This window comes from Massilia sp. BKSP1R2A-1 (assembly GCF_050586525.1).
Lineage (GTDB): Bacteria > Pseudomonadota > Gammaproteobacteria > Burkholderiales > Burkholderiaceae_D > Telluria.
Genome location: NZ_JBOBRE010000016.1, coordinates 113,243 through 125,024, shown reverse-complemented (window position 1 = coordinate 125,024; position 11,782 = coordinate 113,243). Strand labels below are relative to the sequence as shown.

14 protein-coding genes and 1 tRNA gene are annotated in these 11,782 nt (G+C 66.6%); 5 read left to right on the top strand and 10 right to left on the bottom strand.

The genetic code is table 11. The annotated features are described in order from the left end of the window. Positions 1-34: 34 nt before the first annotated feature. Genes ACQ7JA_RS21505 through ACQ7JA_RS21485 form a run of 5 tightly spaced genes read right to left on the bottom strand, consistent with a single transcriptional unit; the run spans position 35 to position 4,282 of the window. Positions 35-1,081: an aldo/keto reductase gene (locus ACQ7JA_RS21505; protein WP_430901548.1), complete on the bottom strand. Its 1,047-nt coding sequence runs from the start codon at positions 1,079-1,081 to the stop codon at positions 35-37. Between the two features lie 19 nt (positions 1,082-1,100). Then, positions 1,101-2,138 carry a quinone-dependent dihydroorotate dehydrogenase gene (locus ACQ7JA_RS21500; protein ID WP_430901546.1) on the bottom strand — a complete coding sequence of 346 codons (1,038 nt, stop codon included), beginning with the start codon at positions 2,136-2,138 and terminating at the stop codon, positions 1,101-1,103. A 35-nt stretch (positions 2,139-2,173) separates the two neighbouring features. Then, the gene (locus tag ACQ7JA_RS21495) at positions 2,174-2,902 is read right to left on the bottom strand and encodes an arginyltransferase (protein WP_430901544.1); all 729 of its coding nucleotides are present in this window, start codon (positions 2,900-2,902) and stop codon (positions 2,174-2,176) included. 60 nt (positions 2,903-2,962) lie between these two features. Beyond that, a complete protein-coding gene (aat, locus tag ACQ7JA_RS21490; RefSeq protein WP_430901542.1) occupies positions 2,963-3,685 on the bottom strand; it encodes a leucyl/phenylalanyl-tRNA--protein transferase in 723 nt (240 codons plus the stop codon). Between the two features lie 15 nt (positions 3,686-3,700). Next, positions 3,701-4,282 (bottom strand): NUDIX hydrolase, encoded by a 582-nt coding sequence (locus tag ACQ7JA_RS21485; RefSeq protein WP_430901540.1) that lies wholly within the window; start codon positions 4,280-4,282, stop codon positions 3,701-3,703. Positions 4,283-4,465: 183 nt separating this feature from the next. Here ACQ7JA_RS21485 and ACQ7JA_RS21480 point away from each other — a divergent pair. The 4 genes from ACQ7JA_RS21480 to ACQ7JA_RS21465 all read left to right on the top strand — a co-directional run bounded on the left by ACQ7JA_RS21480 (position 4,466) and on the right by ACQ7JA_RS21465 (position 5,926). After that, a tRNA-Met gene (locus ACQ7JA_RS21480) sits at positions 4,466-4,542 on the top strand. Positions 4,543-4,890: 348 nt separating this feature from the next. Then, the gene (locus ACQ7JA_RS21475; protein WP_258826248.1) at positions 4,891-5,304 is read left to right on the top strand and encodes a DUF1851 domain-containing protein; all 414 of its coding nucleotides are present in this window, start codon (positions 4,891-4,893) and stop codon (positions 5,302-5,304) included. A gap of 199 nt (positions 5,305-5,503) precedes the next feature. Then, complete coding sequence (locus ACQ7JA_RS21470; protein WP_430901523.1) at positions 5,504-5,671, top strand: hypothetical protein; 168 nt, start codon at positions 5,504-5,506, stop codon at positions 5,669-5,671. 51 nt (positions 5,672-5,722) lie between these two features. Continuing rightward, a complete protein-coding gene (locus tag ACQ7JA_RS21465) occupies positions 5,723-5,926 on the top strand; it encodes a hypothetical protein (RefSeq protein ID WP_430901518.1) in 204 nt (67 codons plus the stop codon). Here ACQ7JA_RS21465 and ACQ7JA_RS21460 read toward each other — a convergent pair whose 3' ends face one another. Beyond that, a complete protein-coding gene (locus tag ACQ7JA_RS21460) occupies positions 5,927-6,373 on the bottom strand; it encodes a winged helix-turn-helix transcriptional regulator (protein WP_430901516.1) in 447 nt (148 codons plus the stop codon). It lies immediately after the preceding gene. 97 nt (positions 6,374-6,470) lie between these two features. On the opposite strand from ACQ7JA_RS21460, the gene ACQ7JA_RS21455 reads away from it, so the two are divergent. Continuing rightward, a complete protein-coding gene (locus ACQ7JA_RS21455) occupies positions 6,471-7,700 on the top strand; it encodes an MFS transporter (protein ID WP_430901514.1) in 1,230 nt (409 codons plus the stop codon). Here ACQ7JA_RS21455 and ACQ7JA_RS21450 read toward each other — a convergent pair. The 4 genes from ACQ7JA_RS21450 to ACQ7JA_RS21435 form a co-directional block, all read right to left on the bottom strand. Then, positions 7,697-8,581, bottom strand: a complete 885-nt coding sequence (locus ACQ7JA_RS21450) for a DNA-3-methyladenine glycosylase family protein (protein WP_430901512.1) — start codon at positions 8,579-8,581, stop codon at positions 7,697-7,699. The genes ACQ7JA_RS21455 and ACQ7JA_RS21450 overlap by 4 nt on opposite strands. Next, positions 8,581-9,489, bottom strand: coding sequence for a DMT family transporter (locus tag ACQ7JA_RS21445; protein ID WP_430901510.1), 909 nt, complete (start codon positions 9,487-9,489; stop codon positions 8,581-8,583). Before ACQ7JA_RS21445 ends, ACQ7JA_RS21450 begins: the two co-directional genes overlap by 1 nt. A 96-nt stretch (positions 9,490-9,585) precedes the next feature. Beyond that, positions 9,586-10,602, bottom strand: coding sequence for an XdhC family protein (locus tag ACQ7JA_RS21440; RefSeq protein WP_430901508.1), 1,017 nt, complete (start codon positions 10,600-10,602; stop codon positions 9,586-9,588). A gap of 97 nt (positions 10,603-10,699) precedes the next feature. Further along, on the bottom strand, positions 10,700-11,779 hold the full coding sequence (locus tag ACQ7JA_RS21435; protein WP_430901506.1) for a M48 family metalloprotease: 1,080 nt from the start codon (positions 11,777-11,779) through the stop codon (positions 10,700-10,702). Positions 11,780-11,782: the final 3 nt, after the last annotated feature.

Genomic DNA, 11,782 nt, shown 5'->3' with positions numbered 1-11,782 from the left:
CGTAGGGTGGGCGGAGGACCGCCCACCCTACGATCTACTGCCCCGGATTCGTGTACTTCGCGTGAATCGCATCGATCCCGGCCACCACCTCCGCTGGCAGCACCAGGTCCGCCGCATCGATGTTCTCCTTCAGCTGCTCCAGCTTGGTGGCCCCGATGATGGTCGAACCCACGAACCAGCGCGAGTAGCACCAGGCCAGCGCCATCTGCGCCGGGCTCATTCCATTCTCCCGCGCCAGCGCCGCATATTCCGCGGTGGCCGCCAGCACCGCCGGCCGGACATAGCGCGGACTCCAGTTCTGCGGGAAGATCGTCAGCCGCCCGCGCGCCTGCGGATTGTCCAGGTATTTCGCCGTGAGCTGGCCGAAGGCGAGGGGACTGTAGGCCAGCAGGCTCACGCCCTCGCGGTAGCAGGCCTCGTCCATCAGGCTCGTCTCGAAAGCGCGGGCCGTCAGGTTGTACAGGTTCTGCACGGTGGCGATGCGCGGCAGGCCGTGCATCTCCGCCTGCTTGATGTACTCGCAGACGCCCCAGGCGCTTTCGTTCGACACGCCGACGTAGCGGATGGTCCCCGCCTGCACCATCTCGCTGAGCGCGCCCAGGGTTTCCTCGATCGGCACCGCGGGGCGCTCGGCCTGGGGATTGAAGCTGTTGGCGCCGAAGATCGGCAGGTTGCGGCTCGGCCAGTGGATCTGGTAGAGGTCGATGTAGTCGGTGTGCAGGCGGCGCAGGCTGTCCTCGACGGCGGCGCGCACATTGGTCGCATCCAGGCAGTGGTTGGCGCCGCGGATCCAGGGCATGTTCACGTTCGGGCCGGCGATCTTGGTGGCCAGGATCACGTCGCGGCGCCGCCCGGTCTTCCTGAGCCAGCTGCCGATGAAGCGCTCGGTCGACCCCTGCGTCTCGGCGCGCGCCATCACCGGATACATCTCGGCGGTGTCGATGAAGTTGATGCCGCGCTCGAATGCGTAGTCGAGCTGGCTGTGCGCCTCTTCTTCCGTGTTTTGCTCGCCGAAGGTCATGGTGCCGAGGCAGACCTTTGACACCATCAGATCGGTCAATCCAAGCTGCTTGCATTCCATGCGGAGTCTCCTGCCGCCATTATCGGCGCAAAGCTGCGGCGCAGTCGCGCACCAGGGCGGGGCCGGCGTAGATGAAGCCCGTATAGAGCTGCACCAGCTGGGCGCCGGCGTCGATCTTGGCGCGCGCATCCTCGCCGCGCATGATGCCGCCCACGCCGATGATCGGCAGCGCGTCGCCCAGTTCGGCCTTGAGCAGACGGATCACCGTGTTCGACAGCTCGAACACCGGCGCGCCCGACAGTCCGCCCGCTTCGTCGCCGTGCTGCATGCCCTGCACGGCAGTGCGGCTGAGCGTGGTGTTGGTGGCGATCACGCCGTCGATCTTGTGGCGCAGCAGGGCGCCGGCGATATTGCGCACCTGGTCGCCGTCGATGTCCGGAGCGATCTTCAGCGCCACGGGCACGTAGCGCTTGTGCTGGTCCGCCAGGCGCAGCTGCTCTTCCTTGAGCTGCGCGAGCAGGGCGTCGAGCTCGGACTCGCCCTGCAGCTGGCGCAGGTTCTTGGTGTTCGGCGAGGAGATGTTGACGGTGACGTAGCTGGCATAGGGGTAGACCTTGCGCAGGCAGTGCAGGTAGTCGTCGGCCGCGCGCTCGATCGGGGTGTCGGCGTTCTTGCCGATGTTCAGGCCGAGCACGCCCTGCTTGTCCTGGTAGAAGCGCGAGGCCTGCACATTGGCGACAAAGGCGTCGACGCCGCCGTTGTTGAAACCCATGCGGTTGATGATGCCCTGCGCCTGCGGCAGGCGGAAGATGCGCGGCTTCGGATTGCCGCCCTGGGGGCGAGGCGTGACGGTGCCGATCTCGATCGAACCGAAGCCGAGCGAGGCCAGGCCGTCGATGTAGGCGCCATCCTTGTCCAGGCCGGCGGCCAGGCCGACCGGGTTCGGGAAGGTGATGCCCATGACGGTGCGCGGGTCCGGCGCCGGCTTCTGGGCGAGACCGGTCAGGCCGAGCGCGGCGGCGCGGCGCAGCAGCGGCAGCGCGAGATTGTGGGCTTTTTCGGCGTCGAGCGAGAACAGGATCGGGCGGGCGAGGGAGTACAGGAGCTTGTCGGACATGGGGGACTCGTAGTAATGACTCCCGCCATTCTACTTCAGCGCTCCAGCACGCCCCAGCGGCCGCCGATGCGCGCTTCCAGCGGGCGGAAGTTGATCTTGTAGGCCATCTTCGGACTCTGCTCGATCCAGTAGCCGAGATACACGTAGCTCAGGCCCAGCTCGCGCGCCTGGTTCACCTGCCACATCACGTTGTAGGTGCCGAAGGAGGCGCCCTCGACGTCCGGGTCGAAGAAGGTGTAGACCGAGGACAGCCCGTCCGACAGCACGTCGATGATGGACACCATGCGCAGGGTGCCGTCGGGCTCGCGGAACTCGACCAGGCGGGTGTTCACGCGGCTCTGCAGCAGGAACTGGGCGTACTGGTCGCGGCTGTCCTGGTCCATGCCGCCGCCGACGTGGCGGGTGGTCTGGTAGCGCAGATAGAGGGCGTAGTGCTCGTCCGAGAACGCGAGGTTGGCCACCATGGCGACCAGGTTGCCGTGGCGCTTCCAGGCGCGGCGCTGGGTGCGGTTGGGCGTGAAGTCCTCGCATTTGACGCGCACCGGGATGCAGGCCTGGCAGCCGTCGCAGTAGGGGCGATAGGTGAAGATGCCGCTGCGGCGAAAGCCGTTGCGCACCAGTTCGGAATACACGTCGGCATTGATGAGGTGCGAGGGCGTCGCCACCTGCGAGCGGGCCTGGCGTGCGTCGAGGTAGCTGCACGGGTAGGGCGCGGTGGTGTAGAACTGCAGCGTGGCGAAGGGCAGGTCATTAAGGTGCGTCATGCAAAAAGCTCTCGAGACGACGTGATGGACCTATTCTAGCGAAAACCTGCCCGCGCACCGTTAGTCAAGCAACGGTGGCGCGACTTCCCAGCGGGTGATGGCGGGCTCGCGGATGGCTTCCCGCAGGTGGGCGAGGAAGGCGCTGCGCGGGATCGGCGCGGCGCCAAGCGAGGCCAGGTGGCCGGTCTCCTGCTGGCAGTCGATCATCCTGACACCATTGCGGCGCAGGAAGGACACCAGGTAGGCCAGCGCCACCTTGGATGCGTCCGTCGCGCGCGCGAACATCGATTCGCCGTAGAACATGCGGCCGATGCAGACGCCGTAGGCGCCGCCGACCAGTTCGCCGTCCAGCCAGACCTCGGCCGAGTGGGCATAGCCCATGGCGTGCAGGCCGGTGTAGCCGTCGATGATGTCTTCCGAGATCCAGGTGCCGGGGCCGTCCTTGCGCGGCGCGGCGCAGGCGCGCATCACCTTCTCGAAAGCGCTGTCGAAGCGGACGTCCCACGGACCACCCTCGATCCTGCTGCGCTCGACCTTGCGCAGGGTTTTCTTGAGGCTGTCGCTGACCTTGAACTGGCTGGTCTCCAGCACCATGCGCGGGTCGGTGCTCCACCAGAGGATGGGCTGGCCTTCCGAAAACCAGGGGAAGATGCCGTTCTGGTAGGCGAGCAGCAGGCGCTGCGGCGAGAGGTCGGCGCCGGCCGCGAGCAGGCCCGGCGCATCGATCGTCAGCGCTTCGGACACGTCGGGGAAGGGCGTTGTCGGCTCGAGCCAGGGAATCATGCGGCCCTCGCTGGATCAGTCGGGTTCGCGCGGCGCCTGCATCGGGCGCACGATGTCGCGGCTGTGGAAACCATAGCTGCCGCCTTCGCGCACTTTGACGCGGTCCTCGAAAAAGAGTTCCAGCGTGGTGCGCACGGTCGGGAAGGCGAGTTCGTCCCACGGAATCTCGTCCTGGGTGTAGAGCGCGACTTCCAGGCTTTCCTCGCCCGGCGCGAAGTCCAGGTCGCGCAGGCGCGCGAGGTAGAACAGGTGGACCTGGTGCACGTGGGCGACGTTGAGCAGGGTGAAGAGCTTGCCCAGTTCGACGTTGGCGCCGGCTTCTTCCTCGGTCTCGCGCAGCGCCGCCTGCTCGGTGGTTTCTTCGTTCTCCATGAAGCCCGCCGGCAAGGTCCAGTATCCGTAGCGCGGCTCGATCGCGCGCTTGCACAGCAGCACCTGCAGCTTGCCGTCCTGTTCCCAGACGGGGATCGAGCCGATCACCAGCTTCGGATTCTGGTAATGGATGGTGTGGCAGTGCGGGCAGACATAGCGCGGCCGGTTGTCGCCTTCGGGAATTGCCAGGGCGACGGGATGGGCGCACTCGGAACAGAATTTCATAGGTCAGCGGCAGGTTGAGATTGTGCTTACTTTACACTGAATCGGCCGCGCCATGCCGTCGGCGCGGCGCGGCTCCGCTGTGGCGTCCTGTTATGGATGAGCCATGTTGTGCTGCAATCGCACAAACGGAGAGCATTGCATTTGCCTAATGCGCTGGTTCGGCGTATAATTCATTCCATCAGACGCGGGGTGGAGCAGTCTGGCAGCTCGTCGGGCTCATAACCCGAAGGTCACAGGTTCAAATCCTGTCCCCGCAACCAGATTCGAAGCCGTTGATGTCGCTGACATCAGCGGCTTTTTCATTTCCTGTCTCACATTTTCCGTATCAAACCCGGGTGTCAGGTCTGACATCTGGACACGAGCACAGCAGTTGCGCCGTGCTACGGTTGAGCTTGTGTCCGAATGTCAGACCTGACACCATGGTGTGTTGATGTCGATGACATCAGCGGCTTTTCATTTTCTGCCTTCCATTTTCTCTTTACATCGTCGAGCTCGACGCAGCGCAAGCCCCGTGCGTCTGCCTGCAATCTTGCTGCTTCAGTTCGGTCCAACACGTGAGAGCCGGCGCATGGGCTTCCCTTGCCGCCGGCAATGCAAAGGGACAAGACATGATCAACGTAGACGACATCAACGAGGCCTGGGGCTGGTCCGGTTTGAACGCGGTCGAAGTCCTCGGGGCCAATGCATTCGGCAATCTCATCATCCGCGACGACGAAGGCCGCTTCTGGCGTCTGCGCCCGCAAGACCTGTGCTGCGAGCCGGTGGCCAACAGCCGGGACGCCTTCGACGCGCTGGCCTACAACCAGGATTTCCTGAACGACTGGTATATGCCCGAGGTCGTGAAGCTGGCGGAGCTGACGCTGGGGCCGCTCACGGACGATCGCAAGTATTGCCTCAAGATTCCGAGTGCCCTCGGCGGGCATTACGGCCGCGATAATCTTGCCACGGTGCCCTTGCCTGAGCTGATAAGGTTTTCGGGTGAGGGGGCGCAGCAGTTCGATGACTTGCCGAGGTGGAATTAATCGGCAACGGGAGAGGAAGGGGCATTTGCTGAAGGAGAGGCAATCGAGGGCGTGCTGCATCGGGCAACACAGCGAAGTATGATTCGTCACGACGATCTTGCTGTGCATGCCGAACCTTCCTTCGAAAGCGACTCCCCGTGACACGAAGCCAAAGGCTGTTGGCCATCCTGGAATTCATGCGTGGGCGCTCGCAGCCTACATGAGCAACTGGGATGGCCAGCTGGACGAGGTGCGCCGCAGCGGTATGCTGGTCTCGTTCTTTCCCGGGGATATGCGCGTCCCGATGGTAGCGCCGCGCGACCTCGGCGAGGCTGCCGCACGCCGGCTGCTGTCCGGGCCCGACGATACGGGCGTCGCCTACGTCTAAGGACCGGCGCGCTATGCCCCGAGCGACGTCGCCGCGGCGTTGGCCAGGGCCTTGCGGCGCGAGGTCGAGCTGGCGGTGGTGACCCGTGCGCAGTGGGCGAGTACCTTTCGCTCGCTCGGGTTTTCAGAAGCCGCTGCCGAGGAATACGCACGCATGACCGAGGTGACTGTCGACAGCCTGGATCTTCCCGACGATCCGATCCGCGGGAAAGTCACGATCGACGCCTACATCCGGGAGCTCGTCGGCCGCCGATGATCAGGCCAGCTTGCGCACCGTGGCGTCATGCGCCATGAGCACCTTGCCGTCCCGGGCGCGCGGCAGCATGGGGGCGACCGGCTCGCCAGTTGCCGTCTCGATGAGTTCCGAGTGCGCCTCGCCCGGCGAGAACAGCTGGCGCTCGCCCCACTGGCGCAGCGCCAGCACGAGGGGAAACAGGTCTTCCCCAGCCTCGGTGAGGACGTACTCCTGGTAGGCGCCGCCTTCCCTGGCTGGCTGGACGGCAAGAATCCCCGCGTCGACCAGGCGGCGCAAGCGGTCCGAGAGGATATTCCTTGCCACGCCCAGGCTGCGCTGGAAATCGCTGAACCGGCGCACGCCGTCGAAGGCGTCGCGCACGATGAGCAGTGTCCATCGGTCCCCGATCAGGCTGCTGGCCCGGGCGACGGGGCAGGGTTCATTGCTGGTGTGTGCGGGCTTTGTCATGGGCTTGCCTGATATTGCCAAGATAGTGGTTGCATTTTAAAACCACGTCACCTATCCTTCAACTGGTTTCAATTTAAAACCAGTTGAAGGAGGAAGCATGTCGTCCATTACTCCTGCCGCGTCCGCCAAGAAAACGTGTGGCATCGAGCCTGCCTTGTCGCGCGGCGCCCTTTTCCTGTTTGCGCTCGCGGCGGGCATGAGCGTCGCGAACGTGTACTACGCCCAAGCCTTGCTCGACCGCCTGGCCTCCGACTTCTCGATCTCCCATGCCGCCATCGGCAGCGTGCTGACGGCCACGCAGCTCGGTTGCGCCCTGGCGCTCCTGCTGCTGGTGCCGCTGGGAGACCTGGTCGAGCGCCGCAAGCTCATGCTGGTGCAGATGGTGCTGCTGGTCGGGGCCCTGCTGCTCGTGGGTTTCGCACAATCGGCCGTCATGCTGATGGCGGGCATGCTGCTCACCGGATTGCTCGGCACGGCCATGACGCAGGGCCTGATCGCGTACGCCGCCAGCGCCTCGGCGCCAAGCGAGCGCGGGCGGGCGGTCGGCGCCACCCAGGGTGGCGTCTTCCTCGGTCTGCTTCTGGCGCGCGTGGTGGCGGGCACGATCTCGGACGTGTCCGGCTGGCGCAGCGTCTACCTCGGCGCCGCGGCGGCGATGATCCTGCTCGCCTTCCCGATCGCGAAGCGCCTGCCGCGGCTTCCTGTTGCCCAGCCCGGCATCCCTTACCCAAGCCTGCTGCTGTCGATGTTCGTGCTCGTGCGCCGGCATCGCACACTCCAGATCCGCGGCACCCTTGCTTTACTGATGTTCGCTGCATTCAATGTCTTCTGGAGTGCCCTGGTCCTGGTGCTGAGCGCACCGCCTTACCAGTATTCCCATTCCATGATCGGCGCCTTCGGCCTGGTCGGCGCCCTGGGTGCCCTGGTGGCGACGGGCGCAGGGCGGCTCGCCGACCGGGGGCTCGAGCGGCAGACCAGCCTGCTGGCCTTGCTGCTGCTCCTGCTGGCCTGGCTTCCCCTGTCGATGATGACGCTGTCGCTCTGGATGCTCGTCGCCGGCATCGTGCTGCTCGACGCGGGAGGGCAGGCCATCCATGTGACGAACCAGGGCATGATCTTCCGCTCCGGCGCGGAGGCCCATAGCTGCCTCGTCGGCGCCTACATGCTGTTCTATGCGGTCGGCAGCGGCGCGGGCGCCATCGGCGCGACCATGGTCCACGCGCGCGCAGGATGGATCGGCGTGTGCGGCCTCGGCGCGGGCATCAGCCTCCTGGCCTTGCTGTTCTGGGCGGCCACCTGTCGGCGCGTGCCGCGCAAGGGCCTCTAGGACGGGCTATCGGCCAGGCTGGCCCACAGGTAGGCCGCCGCCATCGTGCGATGGGGCGCGTAGCGCGCCAGCAGCTTTTCCGTCGCCGCGATGCCGGGACGTTCCTCGCCGCCGAGCAAGCGGTGGAAGGCGGTGCGGATCGCGACGTCGCCCTCCAGCGAGCAGTCCGGGTAGCCGTAGCCGCGCAGCAGGGCGTAGTTGACGGTCCAGGGGCCGATGCCCTTGATGGCGAGCAGCTCCTCCACGGCTTCCCCGACCGGACGATCGCGGTCGAGCGCGACCTCGCCGTCGGCCACCAGCCCGGCAAAGCGCAGCAGGGTCTCGGCCTTCGCGCGCGAGAACTTGCGGGAGGTCAGGTCTTCCAGCGTGAGTCGCGCCACGTCCTGCGCTTCCGGATAGCACCACAGGCCGCTCGCATGCGGACGGCCGGCCAGCCCAATGAAGGTGCGGCGCAGCGAGATGGCGAAGGGCAGGTTGATCTGCTGGCCGATGATGGCCCAGGTCAACGCTTCGAAAATCGTCGCCGATTGCACGATGCGCAGGCCGGGCTGGCGCGCCACCACCGGACCGAGCACCGGATCGTCGCACACGAAGGCGGCAAAGGCGGCCGGGTCGATGCGCAGGCCGAGGATATTCAACAGGGCATCGCGTGCCGCGGGCAGCACCTGCGCGACGTCGCCATCGGCATCGACCGTGCAGCGCGCCGCGTCGGCCCCGAATGCCACCTCGAGCACGACCGGCACGCCACCCAGCAGCACGCCCTTGCGCAAGCCGGTCGGGCTGACCTGTTCCGCCAGCCCTTCCGCATCGCGGCCGTGAAAGGCCAGCACGTCCTGGGTGCGGTAGCCGGCCGGCAGGGCCAGGCGCAGTTCGCTCCGCATTACCTGCCCTCTGCGGCGGCCGGGGAGCGCATGAAGGACGGCACGAAGCCCGTCACCAGGGCAGTACCCACCAGCACGATGGCCGAGCCGAGCAGCGTATGCCAGCCGATCACCTCGTGCAGGAAGATCGCGCCCCACAGAATGCCGAACATCGGGTTCAGGAACGTCACCGTCAGCGCCGAGGTGGTGCCGACTTCCTCGATCAGCTTGAAGTAGAGGATGTAGGCGATGCCGCTGCACAGCACGCCGAGCGCGAGCACGGCGGCCATGATGCCCACGGTCGGTTCGCCCGGCGAGGGGAAGAAGGCCAGGGCCGGGATGGTGCAGATGGTCGCGGCCCACATCGAGCCGTGCGCGTTGGCGAAAGGCGCCACCGCCTTGGCGGACTTCGCATATTGGCTGGCGATGCTGTAGCAAAAGGCGGCGACCAGGGCAGCAGCGATCGCGATCGCCGCGCCGGGTCGTTCGGAGACGTGGTCGAAGCCCACCAGCAGGCTCACGCCCACGGTGCCCAGCACCAGGCCCAGGGCCGCGCGGCCGGAGACTTTCTGGCGCGCCCACACGGCGCCCACCAGCGCGCCGAACATGGGCGCGGTGGCGTTCAGCACCGACAGCACGGAGGCGGACAGGGTCCGTGCGGCGAAGGCGAACAGCAGGAAGGGCAGGGCCGAGTTGAAGAAGCCCAGCATCAGGTAGTGCTTCCAGTTGTGGCGCAGGTCGAGCGGCGCGCCTTTTCCGCGGCGCCCCATGACCCAGGCGACGCCCGCCAGGAACAGGGCCGCGAACAGCACCCGGTACTCGATCAGCACCGCCGGCCCGAGTACGGGTGCGGCGATGCGCATGAAGAGAAAGGAGCCGCCCCAGATGGCGGCCAGCGCCACGAGGCGCAGCATATTAACGGTATTCATGCGCGGTGTTGACGGGACGGGCAAGGACAAAAAGACAATCATGATAGCGCGGCTTGGGCTACGCCATCCGAATCTTGCTTTGGAATTGCCTGGAATTCAGGCCGCGAGGACGGAGCAGGCTTGCATGGTGGCCGGCTGCGGCGCGGCGGCATGCGGCACCAGCAGATTCGCCGGCACGCCGTTCTTCACGGCTGTCATCTCGGCCATGATCGAGATCGCGATCTCGGCGGGCGTCTTGCTGCCGATGTAGATGCCGATCGGGCCATGCAGGCGCGCCAGCTGCGCCTCGGTCAGGTCGAACAGTTTCAGGCGTTCGCGCCGCTTCTCGTTGTTCAGGCGCGAGCCGATCGCGCCGACATAGAAGGCATCGGACTTCAGTGCTTCCATCAGCGCCAGGTCGTCCAGCTTGGGATCGTGGGTGAGGGCCACCACCGCGCTGCGGGCATCGAGGCGCGCCTCGATCACGAGGTCGTCCGGCATCGCGTGCACCAGCTCCACGCCTTCCAGGTTCCAGCCACTGCGGTATTCCTCGCGCGGGTCGCAGACGACGACGCGGTAGTCCATGCCGCTCGCCACCTGGGCCAGGAAGCGCGACAGGGGACCGGCGCCGATGATGAACAGGCGCCAGCGTGGGCCGTGAAGGGTGGTGAGGACGCCATCTTCGACCTGCACGACGGCGCCCGCGGAGGCAGGGTTCAGCGCGACCGCGCCGGTGCTCAGGGCGACACGGCGCTCGACCAGTTCGCCGGCGGCGAGGCGGTCCAGCAGTTCGCGGATGCGGCTGTCCGGCGTGAGCGGTTCGATGGCGAGTTCGATGGTGCCGCCGCAGGGCAGGCCGAAGCGGTGCGCCTCGTCGGCGCTGATGCCGTAGCTGACGATCTCGGGCCGGGCGAGGGCGACGCCGCCCGCGCGCACCCGCGCGATCAGGTCATCCTCGATGCAGCCGCCCGACACGGAACCGACCACGCTGCCGTCTTCGCAGACGCCGAGCGTGGCGCCGATCGGGCGTGGGCTCGAGCCCCAGGTCTTGATGACCGTGACCAGCTGGCAGCGCCGCCCGGCGGCGAGCCAGGCGTCACAGGTCTTCAATACGTCGAGGTCGATGCTGTCCATGGGAGTTACGCAGGTGGCGGGGATGGACAATGATACAAAAAACATGGCAGAAGCGTCGGACCGTAGGGGCAGATCGGTCCAGTGGACCGATCTACCCCTACGGTGTCAGAGGCTTGTTGCCCGACTTCTTGGACTTCACTTCGGCCACGGCCTTGTCGATGGCGGCCGTGCGCTGCGCCAGCGCGGGATGGTTTGCCGTATGCCCGTTGAGCACAGTCGCCGGATAAGTGGCGGCGAAGCGCTTCCAGAATGCGCCGGCGTTCTCGATGCGGTAGTCGGCGCGCGCCAGCAGATAGATCGCCAGGCGGTCGGCCGCGACGTCCAGCGACTGCGGCATGGCCTTGATGCCGCTGCTGCCGATCAGCATCGAGGTGTCCGGCGCGATGCGGGTCAGGTTGTCGATGACGCTGCCGATGGTGGCCGCGTTGCGCTGGTTGGCGGCGTGGCCGAGCATATTGTGCGCCATCGTGTGTGCGACCACATAGGCCAGCTCGTCGTCGTTCTGCACGAAGCCCATCATGCCGCGCGTGACCATGATACGCGAGCCGTCGGCATAGGCGTTGACGTTATCGGCGTTGCCCAGCTCGATGGCGAAGGCGCAGGCGCGGGTGACCGGCACGGTGAGGTCGCGTTCGCGGCCATTGCGGGCGATGGTCAGGGGCAGCGAGGCCTGTTTCGTGACGATGGGGCCGAAGACGGCGCCGACCTTGGACAGCGCATCGGGGCCGGTGGGCAGGGGCGTGCCGGCGGCCGCGACCAGTTCGTCGCCCTGGCGCAGGCCGGCCTTGGCGGCGCCGCTGCCGTTCAATACATTGGTCACCTGCAGGCGCTCGCCCATGCCGAGCACGGCGTGGGCGGCGTCGTTGTACTGGCCCGGATAGGTGTAGCGGTTCTTGGCGGTGAAGCCGAGCAGGTTGCGCGCATGGCGCGTGCACAGTTCCGCATTGTCGATCAGGAGGGGGGCGGAGACCTTGTACAGGCGGTCCTGCAAGGTAGCCATCCGGGTGAGGGTTTCGGCTGCCGCCGTCATCTCCGGCGTCACTTGCGGTACTTCCGGCGCCGCCAGCCCCGGCGGGAGCGGCTGGCCCGGTCGCATGGGGCCTTGCGTGGCGCAGGCCGACAGCAGGACGGCGGTGGCGATGCCTATCGCAGCCTGACGCAAATGAATACGGCTCATGTT

What these genes read in the sequence shown, in the direction of transcription:
- ACQ7JA_RS21505 (WP_430901548.1), bottom strand. Translation starts at nt 1,081, where the DNA reads ATGGAATGCAAGCAGCTTGGATTGACCGATCTGATGGTGTCAAAGGTC.
- ACQ7JA_RS21500 (WP_430901546.1), bottom strand. Translation starts at nt 2,138, where the DNA reads ATGTCCGACAAGCTCCTGTACTCCCTCGCCCGCCCGATCCTGTTCTCG.
- ACQ7JA_RS21495 (WP_430901544.1), bottom strand. Translation starts at nt 2,902, where the DNA reads ATGACGCACCTTAATGACCTGCCCTTCGCCACGCTGCAGTTCTACACC.
- aat (WP_430901542.1), bottom strand. Translation starts at nt 3,685, where the DNA reads ATGATTCCCTGGCTCGAGCCGACAACGCCCTTCCCCGACGTGTCCGAA.
- ACQ7JA_RS21485 (WP_430901540.1), bottom strand. Translation starts at nt 4,282, where the DNA reads ATGAAATTCTGTTCCGAGTGCGCCCATCCCGTCGCCCTGGCAATTCCC.
- ACQ7JA_RS21475 (WP_258826248.1), top strand. Translation starts at nt 4,891, where the DNA reads ATGATCAACGTAGACGACATCAACGAGGCCTGGGGCTGGTCCGGTTTG.
- ACQ7JA_RS21470 (WP_430901523.1), top strand. Translation starts at nt 5,504, where the DNA reads ATGAGCAACTGGGATGGCCAGCTGGACGAGGTGCGCCGCAGCGGTATG.
- ACQ7JA_RS21460 (WP_430901516.1), bottom strand. Translation starts at nt 6,373, where the DNA reads ATGACAAAGCCCGCACACACCAGCAATGAACCCTGCCCCGTCGCCCGG.
- ACQ7JA_RS21455 (WP_430901514.1), top strand. Translation starts at nt 6,471, where the DNA reads ATGTCGTCCATTACTCCTGCCGCGTCCGCCAAGAAAACGTGTGGCATC.
- ACQ7JA_RS21450 (WP_430901512.1), bottom strand. Translation starts at nt 8,581, where the DNA reads ATGCGGAGCGAACTGCGCCTGGCCCTGCCGGCCGGCTACCGCACCCAG.
- ACQ7JA_RS21445 (WP_430901510.1), bottom strand. Translation starts at nt 9,489, where the DNA reads ATGAATACCGTTAATATGCTGCGCCTCGTGGCGCTGGCCGCCATCTGG.
- ACQ7JA_RS21440 (WP_430901508.1), bottom strand. Translation starts at nt 10,602, where the DNA reads ATGGACAGCATCGACCTCGACGTATTGAAGACCTGTGACGCCTGGCTC.
- ACQ7JA_RS21435 (WP_430901506.1), bottom strand. Translation starts at nt 11,779, where the DNA reads ATGAGCCGTATTCATTTGCGTCAGGCTGCGATAGGCATCGCCACCGCC.